The sequence below is a fragment of the Streptomyces sp. NPDC024555 genome, from assembly GCF_055559335.1.
In genome coordinates, this window is sequence record NZ_JBVHKV010000008.1 from 67,976 (window position 1) to 86,870 (window position 18,895).

General features: G+C 71.3%; 17 protein-coding genes and 1 tRNA gene. 3 read left to right on the plus strand and 15 right to left on the minus strand.

Annotation, left to right across the window (positions count from 1 at the left end; translation table 11 throughout):
* The first annotated feature begins 36 nt into the window (after nucleotides 1-36).
* The gene (locus ACZ4FH_RS15385; RefSeq protein WP_467304997.1) at nucleotides 37-1,257 is read left to right on the plus strand and encodes an acetyl-CoA C-acetyltransferase; all 1,221 of its coding nucleotides are present in this window, start codon (nucleotides 37-39) and stop codon (nucleotides 1,255-1,257) included.
* Between the two features lie 284 nt (nucleotides 1,258-1,541).
* Complete coding sequence (locus tag ACZ4FH_RS15390) at nucleotides 1,542-2,387, plus strand: hypothetical protein (RefSeq protein WP_467305376.1); 846 nt, start codon at nucleotides 1,542-1,544, stop codon at nucleotides 2,385-2,387.
* A gap of 102 nt (nucleotides 2,388-2,489) precedes the next feature.
* On the opposite strand, the gene ACZ4FH_RS15395 is transcribed toward ACZ4FH_RS15390, so the two are convergent.
* The 15 genes from ACZ4FH_RS15395 to ACZ4FH_RS15465 form a co-directional block, all read right to left on the minus strand.
* Complete coding sequence (locus ACZ4FH_RS15395; RefSeq protein ID WP_467304999.1) at nucleotides 2,490-2,807, minus strand: hypothetical protein; 318 nt, start codon at nucleotides 2,805-2,807, stop codon at nucleotides 2,490-2,492.
* Nucleotides 2,808-2,962: 155 nt separating this feature from the next.
* The gene (locus ACZ4FH_RS15400) at nucleotides 2,963-3,835 is read right to left on the minus strand and encodes a Bax inhibitor-1/YccA family protein (protein ID WP_383648993.1); all 873 of its coding nucleotides are present in this window, start codon (nucleotides 3,833-3,835) and stop codon (nucleotides 2,963-2,965) included.
* Between the two features lie 87 nt (nucleotides 3,836-3,922).
* On the minus strand, nucleotides 3,923-4,291 hold the full coding sequence (locus tag ACZ4FH_RS15405; RefSeq protein WP_467305001.1) for a DUF4259 domain-containing protein: 369 nt from the start codon (nucleotides 4,289-4,291) through the stop codon (nucleotides 3,923-3,925).
* Nucleotides 4,292-4,375: 84 nt separating this feature from the next.
* Nucleotides 4,376-4,789, minus strand: a complete 414-nt coding sequence (locus ACZ4FH_RS15410; protein ID WP_467305002.1) for a DUF3592 domain-containing protein — start codon at nucleotides 4,787-4,789, stop codon at nucleotides 4,376-4,378.
* A gap of 10 nt (nucleotides 4,790-4,799) precedes the next feature.
* Nucleotides 4,800-5,258 carry a hypothetical protein gene (locus ACZ4FH_RS15415; protein ID WP_467305004.1) on the minus strand — a complete coding sequence of 153 codons (459 nt, stop codon included), beginning with the start codon at nucleotides 5,256-5,258 and terminating at the stop codon, nucleotides 4,800-4,802.
* A gap of 36 nt (nucleotides 5,259-5,294) precedes the next feature.
* Nucleotides 5,295-5,885, minus strand: coding sequence for a hypothetical protein (locus ACZ4FH_RS15420; protein ID WP_467305005.1), 591 nt, complete (start codon nucleotides 5,883-5,885; stop codon nucleotides 5,295-5,297).
* 25 nt (nucleotides 5,886-5,910) lie between these two features.
* Nucleotides 5,911-7,470 carry a Flp family type IVb pilin gene (locus ACZ4FH_RS15425; protein WP_467305006.1) on the minus strand — a complete coding sequence of 520 codons (1,560 nt, stop codon included), beginning with the start codon at nucleotides 7,468-7,470 and terminating at the stop codon, nucleotides 5,911-5,913.
* Nucleotides 7,471-7,681: 211 nt separating this feature from the next.
* Nucleotides 7,682-8,824: a PP2C family protein-serine/threonine phosphatase gene (locus ACZ4FH_RS15430; RefSeq protein WP_467305008.1), complete on the minus strand. Its 1,143-nt coding sequence runs from the start codon at nucleotides 8,822-8,824 to the stop codon at nucleotides 7,682-7,684.
* A 191-nt stretch (nucleotides 8,825-9,015) separates the two neighbouring features.
* A tRNA-Leu gene (locus ACZ4FH_RS15435) sits at nucleotides 9,016-9,101 on the minus strand.
* A gap of 258 nt (nucleotides 9,102-9,359) precedes the next feature.
* Nucleotides 9,360-11,777 carry a glycoside hydrolase family 2 protein gene (locus tag ACZ4FH_RS15440; RefSeq protein ID WP_467305009.1) on the minus strand — a complete coding sequence of 806 codons (2,418 nt, stop codon included), beginning with the start codon at nucleotides 11,775-11,777 and terminating at the stop codon, nucleotides 9,360-9,362.
* Nucleotides 11,774-12,682 (minus strand): ATP-binding cassette domain-containing protein, encoded by a 909-nt coding sequence (locus ACZ4FH_RS15445; protein WP_467305011.1) that lies wholly within the window; start codon nucleotides 12,680-12,682, stop codon nucleotides 11,774-11,776. Before ACZ4FH_RS15445 ends, ACZ4FH_RS15440 begins: the two co-directional genes overlap by 4 nt.
* On the minus strand, nucleotides 12,667-13,608 hold the full coding sequence (locus ACZ4FH_RS15450) for an ABC transporter ATP-binding protein (protein ID WP_467305012.1): 942 nt from the start codon (nucleotides 13,606-13,608) through the stop codon (nucleotides 12,667-12,669). Before ACZ4FH_RS15450 ends, ACZ4FH_RS15445 begins: the two co-directional genes overlap by 16 nt.
* A 5-nt stretch (nucleotides 13,609-13,613) precedes the next feature.
* Nucleotides 13,614-14,519 (minus strand): ABC transporter permease, encoded by a 906-nt coding sequence (locus ACZ4FH_RS15455; RefSeq protein ID WP_467305013.1) that lies wholly within the window; start codon nucleotides 14,517-14,519, stop codon nucleotides 13,614-13,616.
* Nucleotides 14,516-15,511, minus strand: coding sequence for an ABC transporter permease (locus tag ACZ4FH_RS15460; RefSeq protein WP_383649022.1), 996 nt, complete (start codon nucleotides 15,509-15,511; stop codon nucleotides 14,516-14,518). The genes ACZ4FH_RS15455 and ACZ4FH_RS15460 overlap by 4 nt, the downstream gene beginning before the upstream one ends.
* 204 nt (nucleotides 15,512-15,715) lie before the next feature.
* A complete protein-coding gene (locus ACZ4FH_RS15465; protein WP_467305015.1) occupies nucleotides 15,716-17,452 on the minus strand; it encodes an ABC transporter substrate-binding protein in 1,737 nt (578 codons plus the stop codon).
* 222 nt (nucleotides 17,453-17,674) lie between these two features.
* On the opposite strand from ACZ4FH_RS15465, the gene ACZ4FH_RS15470 reads away from it, so the two are divergent.
* Nucleotides 17,675-18,694, plus strand: a complete 1,020-nt coding sequence (locus ACZ4FH_RS15470; RefSeq protein ID WP_467305017.1) for a LacI family DNA-binding transcriptional regulator — start codon at nucleotides 17,675-17,677, stop codon at nucleotides 18,692-18,694.
* Nucleotides 18,695-18,895 lie beyond the last annotated feature (201 nt).

An 18,895-nucleotide genomic window follows, 5' to 3' on the forward strand; every position in this document is an offset into this window, starting at 1 on the left:
TGCCTGACAGCCTTCCAGCCCTCATGGAGCCGCGTGATGCCCGAAGCCGTGATCGTCTCTGCTGCCCGTTCGCCCATCGGCCGGGCCTTCAAGGGTTCGCTGAAGGACCTGCGGGCGGACGACCTGACCGCCACGATCATCCGGACCGCCCTGGACAAGGTCCCGGAGCTGGACCCCACGGACATCGACGACCTGATGCTCGGCTGCGGTCTGCCCGGCGGCGAGCAGGGCAACAACCTGGGCCGCATCATCGCCGTGCAGATGGGGATGGACCACCTGCCCGGCTGCACGGTCACCCGCTACTGCTCCTCGTCCCTCCAGACGAGCCGCATGGCGCTGCACGCGATCAAGGCGGGCGAGGGCGACGTCTTCATCTCGGCCGGTGTCGAGATGGTGTCCCGCTTCGTGAAGGGCAACTCCGACAGCCTGCCGGACACGCACAACCCGCTCTTCGCCGAGGCCGAGGCCCGTACGGCCGCCCGTGCCGAGGAGTCCGGCGCGAGCTGGCACGACCCGCGCGAGGACGGGCTGGTCCCGGACGCGTACATCGCGATGGGCCAGACCGCGGAGAACCTGGCGCGGCTCAAGGGCGTGACCCGCCAGGACATGGACGAGTTCGGCGTACGGTCGCAGAACCTCGCCGAGGAGGCCCTGAAGAACGGCTTCTGGGAGCGGGAGATCACCCCCGTCACGACCCCCGACGGCACGGTCGTCTCCAAGGACGACGGCCCGCGCGCGGGCGTGACGCTGGAGGGCGTGCAGGGCCTGAAGCCGGTCTTCCGCCCGGACGGCCTGGTCACCGCCGCCAACTGCTGCCCGCTCAACGACGGCGCCGCGGCCCTCGTGATCATGTCCGACACCAAGGCGCGCGAGCTGGGCCTGACCCCGCTGGCCCGGATCGTCTCCACCGGTGTCTCGGGCCTCTCCCCCGAGATCATGGGGTACGGACCGGTCGAGGCGAGCAAGCAGGCGCTGAAGCGGGCCGGGCTGACGATCGGCGACATCGACCTGGCCGAGATCAACGAGGCGTTCGCCGCCCAGGTGATCCCCTCCTACCGCGACCTCGGTCTGCCGCTGGAGAAGGTCAACGTCAACGGCGGCGCGATCGCCGTCGGCCACCCCTTCGGCATGACGGGCGCCCGGATCACCGGCACGCTGATCAACAGCCTCCAGTTCCACGACAAGCAGTTCGGTCTGGAGACCATGTGCGTCGGCGGCGGCCAGGGCATGGCGATGGTGATCGAGCGCCTGAGCTGACCGGACACCGCGCGGAACGGGCCGGGGCCACGCACCCGGCCGGTGTGGCCGGTTCCGAGCCCCGTCCGTGACCGAATCTCCCCCAGGATGTGACCTATCTCCTGGGGGAGAGCCATTTCCGCAGGTCACACCAGGAACAGGGGTAAACCCCAGGCACAAAGACCTGTCCAATTCGTGACGTAATGCACTGACACATGGTGCCGGTAGGGGACAAGCTGATGTAGGAAGTCGGGGGATCGATTGAAACCGGGAGTATGTCAGTGAGCGCCATGCCTCTTGCCCTGTTGCTGACCACCGCCGCTGCCACGGCCGTGGGCGCTGCCGCGCTGCACGCCGCTCACGGGCTGCGCCGCCAGGTGACCGCCCTCCGCCGGGAGCTGGCCGACGACCGCGCCCGTACCGCTGCCGTACCCGCCCAGAACCGTCATGACACCACCGCGGCCTCCGCCGCCGAGATCCGCGCGGCCGTCGCCGAGGCGCTGGCCGAGGAGCGGGAGCGCGAGCTGGCCGAGGCCCGCGCCTTCTGGGCGACGCAGGAGGCGCGCGACGCGGCCGACGCCCCGTCCCTGCTGGGCGGTCTGGCCGGTCTCGGCGAGGACGCCCCGTTCTTCATGCCGCGCCAGAGCGATCTGGCCGGGCTGGACTCCCTGGACCTGGACGCCACCGAGGCGCTGGAGGAGCTGACGGAGCTGGCCGGGCTGACGGACCTGCCCGACATGGCCGACCTCCCGGAGACCGCCGAGTTCGCCGAGGACTCCCCCGAGCTGGCGGCCGCCCGCCGCCGCCACCCCTCGCACCCCGACTTCGTCCCGGTGCAGACGCCCGTCGTCACCGACCACGAGCGCACCGTGAACCGTCTGGAGGAGCTGGCCGACAGCCGGACCGAGCTGTCCGACGTCCGCCCCGGCCCGCTGGGCACGCTCGACGTGTACGTGTTCGCCGACGGCACCACGCTCTGCATGACCCCCGGCCACCGCGAGACGGCCGAGCAGCTGGCCGCGTCGCTGCGCGCCGGCGAGCACCCGGTGCTGCTGGGCGGCTCCGGTGTCTCCGGCGCCTACGCGCTGACCTTCTCCTGCGGCAAGGAGAACGTGTACATACTGGCCGACCGCGTCATAGCGAGCTTCTGAGCCCGCGACGACCGGTCTCCGGCCCCACCGGGGCACAGCGGCCCTCGCCGGCCGCTGCCGGGACGCCCCGGAGCGTCCACCGCACTCCCCTGCGGCCGGCCCTCAGGCGAACGCCCGCCCGGCCGCCTCCTCCACGTAGCGCACGGCCTCGTCCAGCTCCTCGGACGGGGCCGTTTCCAGTGCCACGGCCAGATCGCGCCCGGCGACGGCGAGCTGGTCGCCGACCGCGAAGATCCCGGCGTCCGGCATGGTCCGGGGCTCCCGGCCGGGCTCCTCGGCCCGCTGGGCCCGCGCCGCCAGCTCCCGGGCCGCTGCCAGTCCCCCGGCGGCCGCTCCGCGCTGGAGCCTGCTCTGCGGGGCGGCGCGCAGCCGGTCGGCGAATCGGTCCACGGCGATGATCAGGGGGGTCGTATCGAGCACCCCGCGACCCTACGCGCCCGCACGCACCCCGGGCCAACGACCGCCGCCCGCCGCCCCCGCCCGCACCCTCGTCCGCGCACGACGACGGCCCGCGGGCTCCTGTCGGAGCCCACGGGCCGTATGCGTCACGTCACGCGCCCGTGCGGCGCGCGGCCTCAGTCGTCGCCGCTGAGGATGGAGAGCAGGCGCAGCATCTCCAGGTAGATCCACACCAGGGTCATGGTGAGGCCGAAGGCCGCCAGCCAGGACTCCTCGCGCGGAGCGCCGTACGCGATGCCGTCCTCGACCTGCTTGAAGTCCATCGCCAGGAAGCAGGCGCCGAGGATGATGCCGATGACACCGAAGAGGATGCCGAGACCGCCGCTGCGGAAGCCCAGGCCGTCACCGCCGCCGAACACGGCGAACAGCAGGTTGACCACCATGAGGAGCATGAAGCCCATGGCGGCGGCCATCACGAAGCCGTAGAACCGGCGGGTGACGCGGATCCAGCGCATCTTGTACGCGAGCAGGACACCGGCGAAGACACACATGGTGCCCATCACCGCCTGCATCACGACGCCCGGTCCGATGTACGTGCTGACCGCGCTGGAGATGACGCCGAGGAAGACGCCCTCGAACGCCGCGTACGCCACGATCAGCGCCGGGACCGGGGTCCGCTTGAAGGACTGGACGAGCGACAGCACGAAGGCGATCAGCGCGGCGCCGATCGCGATGCCGTACGACTTGCCGAGGTTCGCCTCGTCGACGGGCAGCAGCGCCCACGCCAGGGCGGCACCGAGCACGACCGTGCCCAGCGTGATCGCCGTGCGCGTCACCACGTCGTCGATGGTCATCGCGCCGGTACGGGCCGGTGCGGGGGCGCCCGTCTGCGCGTACGGGTTGGTGGCGTACGGGTTCGGGGCGGTGCCCTGCGCGTACGGGTTGGCACCCGCTGCGGGGGCCCCGGCCTGCGGCGCCGTGTTGAAGCCCGCGTAACTGTTGTCGCGGCTGAAGCCCCGTCGCGAGAAGACCGGGTTGCTGCTCCTCATCTCACTCCTCCATGGCCACCCAGCGTGGCCTTCCCACAAGAGTAATGGGTAGGCAAAGCATTCTCCCTAGTGCCAGAGGAGGATCTTTCACGAACCCTCGGACGCCTCGGCCAGCCGCTCGAAGGTCTCGTTGAGCACCGCGCGGCGCTCCTCCTTGTACGCGGGGTCCGGGTCCAGGTCGTCGATGGTGCGCTCCCAGACGTCCAGGTAGGTCTTCTGCCAGGACCTGATCAGGGCGGGCGGCGGGAGGGTGACCCCGGCCCAGCCCTGCCGGTGCAGGACGAGGAGCAGCTCCAGGTCGCAGGGGACGCCCACCCCGCCGTACTCGTCCGGTTCCAGCTCGACCGGGTCGCCGTTCATCGCCTCGGTGATCCCGGCCACCAGCCGGGAGACGAGGTCCCCGAGACGGTCGGCCGCCGTGTCGCTGTCGAAGTTGCCCGCGCCCCAGGTGCCCACTGTCCGCCTCCGTGTCCGTGTGCCGTCGTCCCGCCCATCACAGCAGGCGGCACTGACAACGGCGGGTCCGGACGGCCGCCGGGCTCAGTGGAACAGGTTCTGCGGGAAGTCCGTGAGGAAGACGAGCAGCACCACGCCCATGAGCAGCACCGAGACCGCCCCCTCCAGCAGGGCGGCGCGGGGGCTGCCCGCGAGGGTGGCCGTGCGGTGCGGGTCGGCGGGGTCGTAGCGGACGGTGACCCGGGCGCCCTCGATGTAGCGCTTGTTCCCGCCGTCCTGGAACTCGACCCACTGGCCGTCCCGCGCGGTGAACGCGAAGACGTGCCAGGCCCGCCGGTCGCCCGAGGAGCCCGTGGCGGTCGTCCGCTCCTGCACCCGGACGCAGCGGGCCGGCGCGGTCACGCCGGAGCGTGCGCCGCGGACCTGCTGGACGGTCCGGCCCAGGGACCGGACCGCCACCGCGGCGACGACCCCGGCGATGACGAGCGAGGAGTCCATGGAGCACCTTCTAACCGTTGCGCAGCCTGTCGACGAGGAAACCCACCGCACACCCAACCACCAGGACGACCATCTGCACCAGGAAGGTGAGGACGGTGAGGTCCGCGCCCTGGGAGAGGAAGACCAGCAGCTGGAGCGCGACGGCCGGGGTGAACGCCGCGATCCAGTGCCGCACCCGCGACTCCCGGGAGGCTCCCTGGTGGAGGGCGGCGGCGGCCCAGACGCCCAACGCCACACAGGCCGCGGTCGGCAGGTGGAGGAGCAGGACGGTGCGGACCGGAGAGTCCATCGTGGAGACGTCGTCGCCCGTGATGACGTCCCAGACGAGCACCGCGAGGGCGACCTCGGTCACCAGCGTCACCACGATGCCGCCGGCCCACGGCAGCATGAGGTTGAGGAACCGCGGCCGGTCGTCGCCGGTGGCGGACGCGGGGCCGTATCCGCGGTGGTGTACGTCGTATCGGGACATGGGGCTGCCTCTTCGTCGTCGCCCGGTGCGCGGGAGCTACTTGACCTGGATGCTGTCGACGATCTTCGTCCGGTCCGCCTCGGTGAGCTTGCCCTCCTGGGCGTCGATGCGGACGGAGTAGATCTTTCCTTCGGAGTCGACGCCCGTGATGACCACGCCGTCGACCTTGGCGCCCTTCGGGGGAAGCTGCGGCAGCCCCGTACCGGTGTAGGTGAAGTCGATGCGCTTGGCGCCGTCGGCCCCCTCGATGCCGGCGTCCTTCGTCGCCTTCACCTCGGTGGACGCCATCAGCAGCGCCCGGCCGACCGAGGCCGCGTCGTCGCCGGTGGTGGCGTCGGCGAAGCCGCTCTGGATGGTCACCTTCACCGTCGCGCGGCCGTCCTCGGTGCGCAGGGCCGCGGCGTCGTTGAGCTTGCCGCGCTCGGCCGCGGACTGCTCGGTGAGGTCGGCCGGATAGGCCAGGGACACCGTCGGGCCGGTGAGCTTCTTCCAGTCGGCGGGCACGGCCGGGGCGGCCGCGTCCGAGGACTTCTCGCCGCCGCAGCCGGCCAGCACGAGCCCGGCGCCGAGGACGGCGGTCGTGACGGCGACGGCCCGTACCGCCCGCCGGACGGAAAGCTTGGTCATGATCACGTCTCCTTGTACCGGTGGATCACTTGGCACAGTAGCTGTACGGGAAGAAGGAGCGCTGACCGTTGGAGGGTGCCCCCAGGAACTCGGCCTTCGTCAGGCTCTTCTGGGACTCGGAGCTGGTGTAGGCGCCGTTGATGCCGGCTATCTCCAGGTTGATGTCGAGCCCGATCTCCTCGGAGGAGGAGGAACCGTCGTACTCCTGCTTGCTGACCTGGCCGTGGTTGAACGCGTAGTGGCCGAAGGGGTCGCCCGGACCGGGGTCCTTGGTGGGGACGGGGGTGCCGGTGAACAGGTAGTTGAAGGCGCTGTTCATGCCCTGGCCGGAGAAGAGCTGCTGCTTGATGGCGTCGGACTCGGCCTGGCTCATGTTCTTGTCGTCCAGCGGGACGGTGGTGGTGACGACCTGGGTGGTCGTGCCGCCGCCCTTCTCGTTGCCGTTGATGTCGCCCTTGAGACCGGCGTTGGCCTCGGCCTTGCCCTCCAGGGTGCGGGTCATCGTGATGCTCTTGACCTTGCCGGTCTTGCTGTCGACCGTGACGGTGATGGCACCGGCCGCCGAACCCGCGGCCTCGGCGCCCGCCTTGACGGGGCCGGCCTCGCCCTTCGCGTAGGCACCACCGCTGACCTTGGCCTGGTAGGTGTACGCGTCGGTGTTGTTGATGTGGTTCTGCGTCAGCGTGACTTCGGAGGACTGGGAGAACTTGACGCCGACCTCGGCGGTGGCGCCGGGCTTGGGGGCCGGGGTGGTCGTGCCGTCGGGGTTGACCGTGTCCGGGGTGTTCATGCCCTTGCCGAACTGGAGACCGGCCTGACCGGCGGCTTCGAGGCTGATCTTCTGGGTGGTGATGTGCTTGTTGCCCAGCTTGTCCTCGATGTTCTGCTTGAGGCGGCTCTCCTTGGCCTTGGGCCCCTTGCCGAACCAGCTGGCGACCTCGGTGGAACCGCCGATGATCGGGCTGAGGTTGGAGAGCTTGTTGAGCCGGCTGAGCTTCTTGTACTCCTCCAGGTCCTTGCGGAACTGGTCGGCCTCCTCCTGGGAGTCGAAGATCCAGGTGTCGCCCGTGGTGACCGTGAGGCCGGCGGCCAGCTCGACCTTGTCCTTGCCGACGTTGCCGATCTTGATGCCGCCCTTGGGCTTCTCGGTGCCCTTGACCGAGCCGGCGTCCGTGAAGGTGAGCGAGACCTGCTCGTCGTTGTCGTCGACCTTGCCGTCCTTGTTGACGTCGGTCTTCGCCTTGAGGGTCGTCTCCTCGAAGCCGAACTCGCCGCCGAACTCGATGCCGAGCGTCTCGAAGGACACCCCGAACTTGCCGCCCTGGGTCCCCGCCTTGGTCACCGTGGCGCAGGTCAGCGGCTCGAACGCGGCGTTGGGATCGCCGCCCGCGTCGTCCCCGGTGCCGCTGGAGCAGCCTCCGCCGCCGCCCCACACGGACGAGATCGTGCAGGAGAACTTCGAGCTGATCCGCCCGCCGAGATCGGTCACCAGGAGGGCGCCCACGATGGCCACGGCCACCAGGACCATGCCCACGTACTCCAGGGCCGTGCCGCCCCTGTCGTCCCATGCTCCGCGCGAGGACATGAGCCCCCGACACCTCGTCCGTGGCATGTTGTCCGTCCTCCCCGATGGCCTTAGGGCTCGGAGGTTACGAGAGGAACAGCCGTGCGGACACGGGCCCGTGGGCCCAAATGCGGGACCTCATTCCGGACGTACCGCCGGGAAGCGGTGGGCCCAGTGGGTCCAGGGGTCCCGAAGCGGTCACGACGGGGTCCGGCAGAGGGCCGGGGAGCGGCTACGGGGCGCGGTGCGGGGCCCGCCGTACCGCCAGGACCGCCAGGTCGTCCTGCTGCTCGCCCGCGGTGAACGCGTGCATGTCGTCGACGAGCGAGCCGACCAGCCGGCCGGCCGTGATGTCGTCCCGTCCGCGGAGCCGCTCCTCCAGCGGGTAGAAGTCCCCGGCGGGCGAGCGGGCCTCGGTCAGCCCGTCGGTGCACAGCAGCAGCGTGGCCCCGGCGGGGAAGTCGAACCACGCGACCGTACGCGGCTCGTCGACCAGGGACGCCAGGCCCAGCGGCACATGCTCCTCGCCCTCGCCGACGGCGGTGACGGTGCCCTCGTGCAGCAGATAGGGCGCGATGTGCCCGCAGCCGACGACCTGGGTCCCGGTCTCCTCCCCCACCCCCAGGACCAGCGCGGTGACGAACCGTTCGGGCTCCCCCCGCTGCCCGGCGTACGCGTTGTGCCGCACCACCGCCGCCTCCAGCGCGTCGACGAGCGCGGTCACGGTCGCCTCGCGGTGCGCGGCCTCCCGGAAGGCCCCCACCACGTCGATCGCCATGCCGATCGCGGCCAGGCCCTTGCCCTGGACGTCCCCGATGAGGACCCGGCTGCCCCACGGGGTGGCCACCACGTCGTAGATGTCGCCCCCCACGAGCTTGTCCTCCTGGAGGGGCTCGTACACCCCGTCCACCAGCACCTCGTCCGTCAGCACCGGCAGCGGCCGCAGGATCTGCCGCTGCATCGCCGCCGCGGTCGACCGCAACCGCACCAGGGCGCTCTCCCGCGCGATACGCACCCGGGCCCCGTAGACCGCCAGCACGCCGAACCCGACCGCGAACAGCGTCAGGATCACCCGGTCCAGCACCGGTTCACCGGGCTGGATGACCACCGGCGCGACGACCACAAGGCTCACCCACGCCGACACCATCGCCGTCTGCCCCGGACTGCACAGCGCCGCCGCGAACGCCGGCAGGAACACCAGCAGCCCCAGCAGCAGCACCGCCGTGCCCGTCAGCAACCCGAGCACCACCACCACGGCCGTCGCCGCCAGGGTCGCCAGAACCACGACGCGGGTGGCGGGCGTCCGGATCCCGTTCATCTCGTCGCCCTCCGCACCGCGCGCCGGGGACATCGCTGCGCGCAGCGGACGGAGCATGGCGGACTTCCTCCCACGGCGGTACGGACCACACCGGCCCGCCGCACACGGCGACGGCCGGGCGGCCTCGATCCTGCACGCCCACGAAGAAGCCTCGGGGAGGCTGGCCGTCACGCCCGGGGAAGTGCCGCCGTACGGGTGGTTCGGGAGTGGTGCCGTGGGAGGGGGCGCGTCGGCGGTGGCGAGCGCGGTGGTGCCCGGAGCCGGACTTGAACCGGCACGCCCCCGAGGGGCAGCGAGGTTTAAGCTCGCCGTGTCTGCGTTCCACCATCCGGGCCTGGCGTGCGGCTCCGCGTTGGCACATGACCCTATCCGGGGGCACTCCTCCGGCAGGCGAACAGTGGCGCGATGTTGTCTTATTTTATTGATCGCTTGAGGGTCCGTCAGCACACGTGGAAGGCATAGTCACACGCCTGGGCGGGGTGGCGGGTGCGGGAGACCCGTATCCGAATTGACGGAAAGTCGCCGCACCCGCACAGCGGTTTCGCCAGGGGCGCGCCACCGATCGCCAGGGGCGCGCCACCCCCCGCGTCGGCTACTCCTTCGCGACCGTGTCGTTGACGCAGCGCAGGACGGGGTGTGCGCCCAGGGCGTCGGGGTTCGGGAGGCGGGCTCCTGTGATCATGAACACGGTGGTCTCGCCGGGGAGCAGGGTGACGAGCATGCGGTCGGCGACGGCCGCCGGGTCGAGGCGGTCGGGGAAGAGGGACAGGTCCTTGAGGAGGGTGCGGGCGGTCACCTCGACGCGGTAGGAGGGCGGGCCGGCGACGTCGGGGTGCTCGGTGACGGTGACGTCGTAGCGGGGCGGTTCGAGGGCGAGGCGGGTGTCCTCGTCGAAGAATCCGGTGGTGCGGGTGGCGCCGAGGCGGGCGGTCAGGAGTTCGGCGGCGGGGTCCGCCGGGGCGGCCACGGACGGCGGGAGGGGGACGCGGGTGACGCCGCGGGGGGCGACGGTGACGGTCTCGGTGTGCGTGGCCAGGGCCGTGCCGTCCAGGGCGTGGCGGGTCAGCCGCAGGGGGCCCGTCCAGGGCTCCGGGGCGTCGTTCACCAGGTGGGCGGCGTCGTCGCGGATCACGATCAGGCGGTCCGCGTACACCTCCCGCAGGGCGTACCAGAGCGGTTTGCGGCGGCCGTCGCCGTCCACGGCGGCCCAGGAGACGACGGGCCAGCAGTCGTTGAGCTGCCAGACGATCGTGCCCATGCAGTACGGGGTGTGGGAGCGGAAGTGGCGGATGCCGAAGGCGACGGCGCGGGCCTGGTTGAGCTGGGTGAGCCAGTGCCAGTCGTCGAAGTCGTCGCCCGGCAGCGGCAGGTGGTCGCCCAGTCCGCGCAGCAGTTTGGCGTTGCCGTCCTCGGCCTTCTGGTGGTGGGCGAGCAGCGGGGCGTCGGGGGTGAGCGGGCCGCCGACGGCGCGGCGCAGCGTGGCGTACGCGGGCGGGCCCTGGAAGCCGAACTCGGCGACGAAGCGCGGCACCCGGTCCGCGTAGGCCCGGTAGTCGGCGCGGTTCCACACGTCCCAGACGTGGATCGTTCCGTGGGCCGGGTCCTGGGGGTGGAGGTCCTCGGTGCCGGAGTAGGGCGAGCCGGGCCAGTACGGGCGGGTGGGGTCGGTCGCGGCGACGATCGAGGGCAGCAGCTCGTGGTAGTAGCCGTGGCCCCAGGTGCGCTCGCCCAGCTCCTCGCGCCAGCCCCAGTCGGCGTGTCCCTCCAGGTTCTCGTTGTTGCCGCACCACAGCACCAGGGAGGGGTGCGGGGCGAGGCGGACGACGTTCTCCCGGGCCTCGGCCGCCACCTCGTCCCACAGCGGCTGCTCCTCGGGGTAGGCCGCGCAGGCGAACGGGAAGTCCTGCCAGACCAGGAGGCCCTTCTCGTCGCAGAGGGCGTAGAAGTCGTCGCTCTCGTAGAGGCCGCCGCCCCAGACCCGGACCAGGTTGACTCCGGCGGCGACCGCCTGGTCGAGGCGGGCGGAGAGCCGTTCGCGGGTGACCCGGGTGGGGAAGCAGTCCTCGGGGATCCAGTTCACCCCGCGGACGAAGACGTCCTCGCCGTTCACCGCGATACGGAACGCGTCCTCGTCCAGGGTGACGGAGCGGAAGCCCGTACGGAGCGTCCGGACGTCCTCGCCCACCCGGACCGTCACCTCGTACAGCGGCTGGGCGCCGTGGCTGTGCGGCCACCAGGCCTCGGCCCGGGGGACGGAGAGGGTGACCGTGACGCGGGGCTCGTCGCCGGTGGTGGTGAAGGCGGCCGCCTCACCTTCCACCGCGACCTCGCCCGACAGCGGTCCATGGCCGTCGTGGTCGAGCTCCAGCTCGGCGGTCAGTCTCGGCACCCCGGCCTCGTCGAGATCCGGCAGCAGGGTCACCGAGGCGATGCGCGGGCCGCTCCAGGTCTCCAGCGCGACCGGGCGCCAGATGCCCGAGGTGACCAGCGTCGGGCCCCAGTCCCAGCCGAAGTTGCACGCCATCTTGCGGATGAAGGCGTACGGCTCCGCGTACGCCCCGGGCCGGTCCCCGAGCCGCTCGCGCAGCTCCTCGGCGTAGGTGTACGGGGCGGTGAAGCGGACGACGAGGGTGTTGGCGCCCTCGCGCAGCAGCGGGCGGACGGGGAAGCGGTAGGAGCGGTGCTGGTTGGCGGTGCGGCCCACCTCGGTGCCGTTGAGCAGGACGGTGGCGACGGTGTCGAGGCCGTCGAAGCACAGGGCGGCGTGGTCGTGGCCGTCCGGGGCCCAGTCGAAGGTGGTGCGGTACGTCCAGTCGGTGCGGCCGGTCCAGCCGAGCCGGGTCTCGTTGTCGTCCAGGTACGGATCGTCGATGAGCCCGGCCGCGAGCAGATCGGTGTGGACGCAGCCGGGCACGGTGGCGGGGAGCCCCCCGGCGGGCAGGTCCACGGGCACGGGGCCGTCGGCGGTCAGCGTCCAGCCGTCGTGCAGGGGGAGATGACGGAGGGTCACGCGGCGGTCCTTCCGCAGTCGGGGAGCTGGGCGCAGGCGACGAAGTGGTCCGGCTCGGTCTCGTGGAGCCCGTCCCCGGGGGCGCCGCCCGCGTGGAAGGCGCACGCGGTCACCGGCTCGGGCGGGTCCCACGGGGTGTTGAGGCGGGGGACGGCGGCGAGCAGGGAGCGGGTGTAGGGGTGGACGGGGTTGCCGAACACCTTTTGGGTGTCGCCGCGTTCGACGACCCGGCCGCGCCGCAGCACGACGGTCTTCTCGGCGAGATAGGTGCCGAGCGCGAGGTCGTGGGTGATGTAGAGGACGCCGAGGCCGCGTTCCTTGAGGACGGCGAGCAGGTTGAGCACGTCGATGCGGGTGGAGGCGTCGAGCATGCTGGTGATCTCGTCCGCGACGAGGAAGCTCAGGTCGAGCAGCAGGGCGCGGGCGATGAGGAGCCGTTGCAGCTGGCCGCCGCTGAGCTGGTGCGGGTAGCGGCCGAGCACCTGGCCGGGGTCCAGCCGTACGTCCCGGACGGCCTTCTCGACCCGGTCGGCCCACTCCTTGTCCGGGACGCCCGGGTGGTAGGCGCGGCGGATCATGTCGAAGACGCGGTCGGCGCGGAAGACCGGGTTGTAGCAGGAGAAGGGGTCCTGGAAGACGCCCTGGACGCGGCGGTAGAAGTCCTTGCCGGGGCGGACCGGCCGGCCGTCCAGGGTGAGGGTGCCGGAGGTGACCCCGGTCAGTCCGAGGATCATCCGGCCGATGGTGGACTTCCCGCTGCCGCTCTCGCCGATGAGGGAGACGACCTCGCCGGGGGCGGCGGTGAAGGACACCCGGTCCACGGCGGTGACGGAGCCGCCGCCGAACGCCCCGGCGCGGTAGGTCTTGGTGACGTGGTCGAGGCTCAGCATCAGGCCTTCCAGCATGCGACGGAGTGGCGGGGGGCGATCTCCACGACCGGGGGCTCCTCGGCGCACCGCTCGTCGGCGAGCGGGCAGCGGTCGCGGAAGCGGCAGCCGGGCGGGGGGTCCAGCAGGGAGGGCGGGGCTCCGGCGATGCCCTTGAGGGGCTTGTCGGCGTACCGGGCGCCGACCTCGGGCAGCGAGCCGAGCAGCAGTTTGGTGTACGGGTGGCGGGGCGCGGTCGTCAGCGTCTTCGTGGGCGCCTTCTCGGCGAGCCGGCCCGCGTACATGACCATGATGGAGTCCGCGATGTGCGAGGTCAGCCCGAGGTCGTGGGTCACGAAGATCATGCTGGTGACCAGGCCCTTGTCGCGCAGTCCGGTGAGGGCGCCGACGACGGCCCGCTGGGTGGAGACGTCGAGCGCGGAGGTCACCTCGTCCGCGATGAGGACGGACGGGTCCAGGAGCGTGGAGATCACCATGACGGTGCGCTGTTTCATGCCGCCGGACAGCTCGATCGGGTAGCGGTCCAGGACGTCGTGGTCCAGGCCCACCAGGTCGAGCCTGCGGTGCAGTTCGGCGGTGTCGACGGAGGCGCCGCGCGAGGCGAGCAGTTCGCGGATCATCCGGCCGATGCGGCGGGTGGGGTTGAGCGCGCTCATGGAGTACTGCGGGACGAGCGATATCCGGTGGAAGCGGAAGGCGTTCATGGCGCGGTCGTCGGACACGGGCACGTCGTCGCCGTCCAGGGTGACGGTGCCGCCCGCGTGCCGCATCCGGCCGTCGAGCCGGATCAGCGACTTGCCCAGCGTGCTCTTGCCGCAGCCGGACTCGCCGGCCAGGCCCAGGATCTCGCCGTCGGCCAGGTCGAAGGAGACGCCGTCCAGGGCCCGGACCTCGCCGCGCAGGGTGCGGTAGTGGACCCGGAGGTCGGTCACGTTCAGGGTCATGGGGGTCACGCCTCCCGCAGTTTCGGGTTGAAGACCTCGTCGAGGCCGACGTTGGCGATGTACAGCGCGCCGACGATCGCGGTGATCCCGGCACCGGGCGGGACGAACCACCACCACATGCCGAGCTGGAGCGCGCTCCACTGCTGGGCGCTCTGGAGCATCATCCCCAGCGAGACGCCCTCGGTGGGGCCGAGCCCGATGAAGTCGAGCGAGGAGGCGATCAGCACCGAGCCGCCGAAGAGCAGGATGAACATCATGAAGAGGTAGGAGCTCATGTTGGGCGCGATCTCGCGGAAGACGATGCGCCAGGTGCCGCTGCCGCTGAGCCGGGCCAGGTCCACGAACTCCCGGGTGCGCAGCGAGAAGGTCTGGGCGCGGATGGCGCGCGCCGCCCAGGGCCAGGAGGTGAGCCCGATGAACAGGCCCTGCACGGCGACCGAGCGGACGCCCAGATAGGCGTTGATGATCAGCAGGACGGCGAGGGCGGGCAGGACGAGCACCACGTTGGTGAGCATGTTCAGGATCTCGTCCACGGCTCCGCCCCGGTAGCCGGCCAGGAAGCCGACGAGCATGGCGATGACGGCGGCGATGGCCCCGCCGACGACGCCGACGAGGAACGTGGCGCGCAGCCCGTGCACGAACTGGGCGTAGACGTCCTGGCCGAAGGTGGTGGTGCCCATCCAGTACGTGCCGTCGGGCGGGGCGGCCTGCGGGCCCACGTATTCGTTCGGGTCGGCGTTGTCGAGCAGCGGCGGGCCGATGATGCCGACGATCAGGAGCAGCACGACGACGGTGAACCCGATGATCAGCTTGGGGTTGCGGACCGCGTAGTGCAGCGTCTCCCGGCCGGGGCGGGCGGCTGCGCCGGCCCCGGCGGACGGCTCGGTGGCCGGTTCGGGCGCGGTGCTCATGACTGGCCTCCTGCCATGCCCGTACGCGTACGGGGGTCGACGACGACGTACACGATGTCGATGAGGAAGTTGGCGATCAGGACGCCGATGACGATGAACAGGAAGGCGCCCTGGAGCAGGAAGAAGTCCTGGTTCTGGATGGCGGCCAGGATCAGCGAGCCGAGCCCCGGATAGGCGAAGACGATCTCGGTGACCAGGGCCCCGGCCACCAGGACGCCCAGCTGGAGGGCGAGTCCGGTGATCTGGGGCAGGACGGCGTTGCGGAAGGCGTAGCGGCGGATGAGCCGCTGGGGGGCGCCGAGGGCCGAGAGGTAGGAGGAGTAGTCGGACTCCAGCTCGTAGATGATCATGTTGCGCATGCCGATGGCCCAGCCGCCGAGCGCGACCAGGAAGAGCGAGAGGAACGGCAGCACCCAGTGCTGGAAGAGGTCGGTGGCGAAGGCGAAGGACCAGCTGGGCTGGATGTCGAGGCTGTAGCCGCCGGAGAGCGGGAACCAGCCCGCCTTGGAGCCGAGCGCCCAGGCGAGGATGACCGCGATCCACATGTAGGGCATGGCGGTGAGCAGATAGCCGGCCGGGAGCACGGTGTTGTCGAGCACCTTGCGGCGGGCGGCCAGCGCCCCGGCCCAGTTGCCGACGAACCAGCTGAGCAGCACGGCCGGGACCATCAGCCCCAGCGTGTACGGCAGGGCGTCGAGCAGCACCTCGGAGACGGGCTTGGGGAACACCCAGATGGACAGCCCGAAGTCGCCCTGGAGCAGGGAGCCCCAGAAGTGCAGGTACTGCTGCCAGACGGGCTCGTCGAAGCCGAAGAGGTTGTTGTAGTAGGAGCGCATGGCCTCGACGGCCTCGGGCTGCGAGACCCGGGCGCGGGCCACCATCGCGGCGACCGGGTCGCCGGGCATGAAGCGCGGGATCATCCAGTTGACGGTGACGGCGACGACGAAGGTCAGCGCGTAGATCAGAAGTTTGCGGGCGAAGTAGCGGCGCAAGGGGGCTCCCCGGGGAGAGCCCCGCCGGGCGGTCGGCGGGGCGTGGCCGCCGGCCGCCCGGCGGGGCGGGCGTGGACGCGGAGCGGGCGGCACGGACCGGCCGCTCCCGGACCGGGCGGCGTACGGCACTCGCGTACGCGTCGCGGTCCGGTTCCGGGCGGCGCGCGGTGGCCCGTGCGCCGCCCGGGTCTCAGAACAGCCGGATCACTTGGCGGGCTTGAGCTGGGTCAGCGCTTCAAAGCCGCCCATCTCCAGCCAGTTGCGCCACAGGGCCGGTGCGTACTTGGGCGCGCCCGGGGCGTCCGAGGGCCAGTTCGTCCAGGTCCCGGTGGTGGACTGGGCCCAGAGGCCGTTGTACCAGAGGGGGATGACCGGCATCTCCTTCAGCTGGATGGCCTGGATCCGCGAGATGACCTTCTTCATGCCCTCGGTGTCGTCGGTCTTCACCCCGCCGAGTTCCTGGACGAGCTTCCAGGCCTCGGGGTTCTCGTAGCGGCCGAAGTTGACCGTGTTCTGCTGCTTCTGCACGGGCAGCTGGAACATGTACTCGTAGTACGTCCACGGGGTGCTGGAGAGCTGGCGTTCGTTGTTCACGACCAGGTCGAAGTTGCCCTTGCCGCGCTGTTCGTTGAGGGCGTTGGCGTCCGGGAACTCCGTGGTGATCTTGATTCCGGCGGCCTTGGCGGAGGAGGCGATGACCTTGGCGGCCTCCATCCAGTCGGTCCAGCCGGTGGGCACGGCGAGCTTCAGGCTGATCTTCGAGCCGTCCGTGTTCTCCACGAAGCCGTCGCCGTCGGTGTCCTTGTAGCCGCCGTCGAAGAGGATCCGCTTGGCCTCGTCGGTGTCGAAGGAGAAGCCCTCGCGGGCCACCAGGTCCTGGTCGACGAACGCGTCCCACTGCGGGAGCAGACCGGTCGGGTTCGCGGCCTTGACCAGTTCCCCGTAGACGCCCTTGACGATCTTGCCGGTGTCGACGGACGCGGCGAGCGCCTTGCGGAAGACCGCGTCGTCCATCGGCTTCTTCGTGGTGTTGGGCACCAGCCAGGCGGTGTTGGCGGAGAGCATGTAGGGCGGCTTGTCGTAGTACGAGACGACCTTCTTGCTCTTGATCAGCGAGGAGGCGCCGGGCAGGAAGTTGTTGCTGAGGTCGAGCTGGTTCTGGCCGAGCTGGCCGATGACGACCTCGTTGCTCGGGTTGGAGACGTCGACGATGTAGCGGGGCGCGGGCTTCATGGAGAGCGCCTTGACGCCCCACCAGTCGTCGCGCCGCTGCCAGACGACCCGGTCCTGGGTGTGGCTCTTGAGGGTGTACGCGCCGGTGCCGACGGGCTTGTCGTTGACGCCGTCGAGGACCTCCTTCTCCGTGCGCTTGCCCCAGATGTGCTCGGGGACGATCGGCTGCCCGTAGAGGGTGAAGTCCCACTCCTGGTAGCGGGCCTCCTTGAAGGTGAAGCGGACGGTCGTGGCGTCCACCGCCTTGGCGTCCGAGAGCCAGCTCCACAGGGTGTGGAAGGAGGAGGCCTCGATCTTGCCGATGCCGTAGGAGTACGCCACGTCCTGGGCGGTCAGCGGCTTGCCGTCGGACCAGGTGATGCCGGAGCGCAGCTTCACCTCGTACGTCGTGTCCCCGGTCCAGGAGCCCGACTCGGCGAGCCAGGGCGTGAGCTTGCCCGCGTTGGGGTCGAAGTGGAACAGCGTCTCGTAGACCAGGCCCTTGGTGCCGGTGGCGTGGTCCCAGTTGTGCAGCGGGTTGTAGTTGGCCGGCGGCCCCCACTGCGTACCGGTGGTGTAGAGCGTCTCGTTGCGCGGGAGCGCACCGCCCCCGCCGCCCCCCGTGCCGCCGGAGCCGCCCCCCGAGGAGCCGCCTCCCGTGCACGCGGTGGCGGCGAGTCCGATCACGGCGAACGCGACGGCGATCCGTCCGCGGAAGCCCGTGCCCATGGTCCCTCCTTCTCCCCGCCGTCCCTGCCGAGCGGAGCTGCTGAACCGGGTAAGTGCCGTGAAGCTAAGGCCGTGAGGAAGGGCTGTCAAGATGGCGGGAGCGCTCCCATTTCTTTGGTTCCAAGGGAAGTTGGACGATCACTCTTCATGGACTCCCTCTCCTGGCCCGGAAGACTGCTGGCTAGGATGCGCATGGATAACGAACCGGTTAAGCGAGGTCGCATGCCCAGACACCGCCCCACGATCGCCGACATAGCGCGCCGCGCCGGGGTCTCCAAGGTCGCGGTGTCCTACGCCCTCAACGACCGGCCGGGGGTCTCCCCCGCGACCCGCGCCGCCATCAAGGCCATCGCCCAGGAGATCGGCTGGCAGCCCAACAGCGCGGCCCGCGCCCTGACCGGCGCACGCGCCGGCGCGGTCGGCCTCGCGCTCTGCCGGCCCGCCCGGCTGCTCGGCGTGGAGCCGTTCTTCATGGAGCTGATCAGCGGGATCGAGAGCGAACTGGCCCCGCGCGGCCGCGCCCTGCTCCTCCAGGTCGTCGACGGTCCGGAGCAGGAGCTGGAGGTCTGCCGCCGCTGGTGGGGCGAGGGCCGGGTGGACGGGGTGTTCCTCGCCGATCTGCGCGCGGACGACCCCCGCGTCGCGGGCGTGGCCGGGCTGGGCCTGCCGGCCGTGGTGATCGGGCACCCCTCGGCGGCCGGCCCGCTGCCCGCCGTCTGGTCCGACGACCACACGGCGGTCCGGGACACCGTCACGTATCTGGCCGCGATGGGCCACCGCTCGGTCGCCCGGGTCGCGGGTCTTCCGGGGCTCAACCACACGGAGCTGCGCGACCGGGCCCAGCGCGAGATCTGCGCCGAACTCGGCCTCGGCGAACCGGTCATCGTCCACACGGACTACTCCGGCGAGGAGGGCGCGCACGCCACCCGGCGGCTGATCACCTCGGCGCGGCGGCCGACCGCCGTCGTCTACGACAACGACATCATGGCCGTGGCCGGGCTGTCCGTCGCCCAGGAGATGGGCCTCGACGTCCCCCGCGACCTCTCCCTGATCGCCTGGGACGACTCCCAGCTCTCCCGGGTGGTCCGGCCGCCGCTCACCGCGCTCGGCCGCGACATCCCGGCGTACGGCGGCCATGCCGCGCGCACCCTGCTGACCCTGATCGACGAGGGTGCGGCGGCGGGCTACGAGGACGCGGCGGCCCGGCTGGTACCGCGCGGGTCGACGGCCCCGCCCCGGTAGCAGGGCCCCCGGAGCGCGGAGCCGTCCGCCCGTACGGGGACGGCCGGTGTCATACCGCAGACGTACGCCGGGCCCCGGCGGTGCGACTCAGGGCTGTCCCGGGAACGGGCATCGGGAGTGACGACCGGCGGCCGTACGGCGGAGACGATGGTGAGGTGCCCCTGCCCCGGGCCCCCGCCGCCCGGCGGGTCCGGCGGGCGG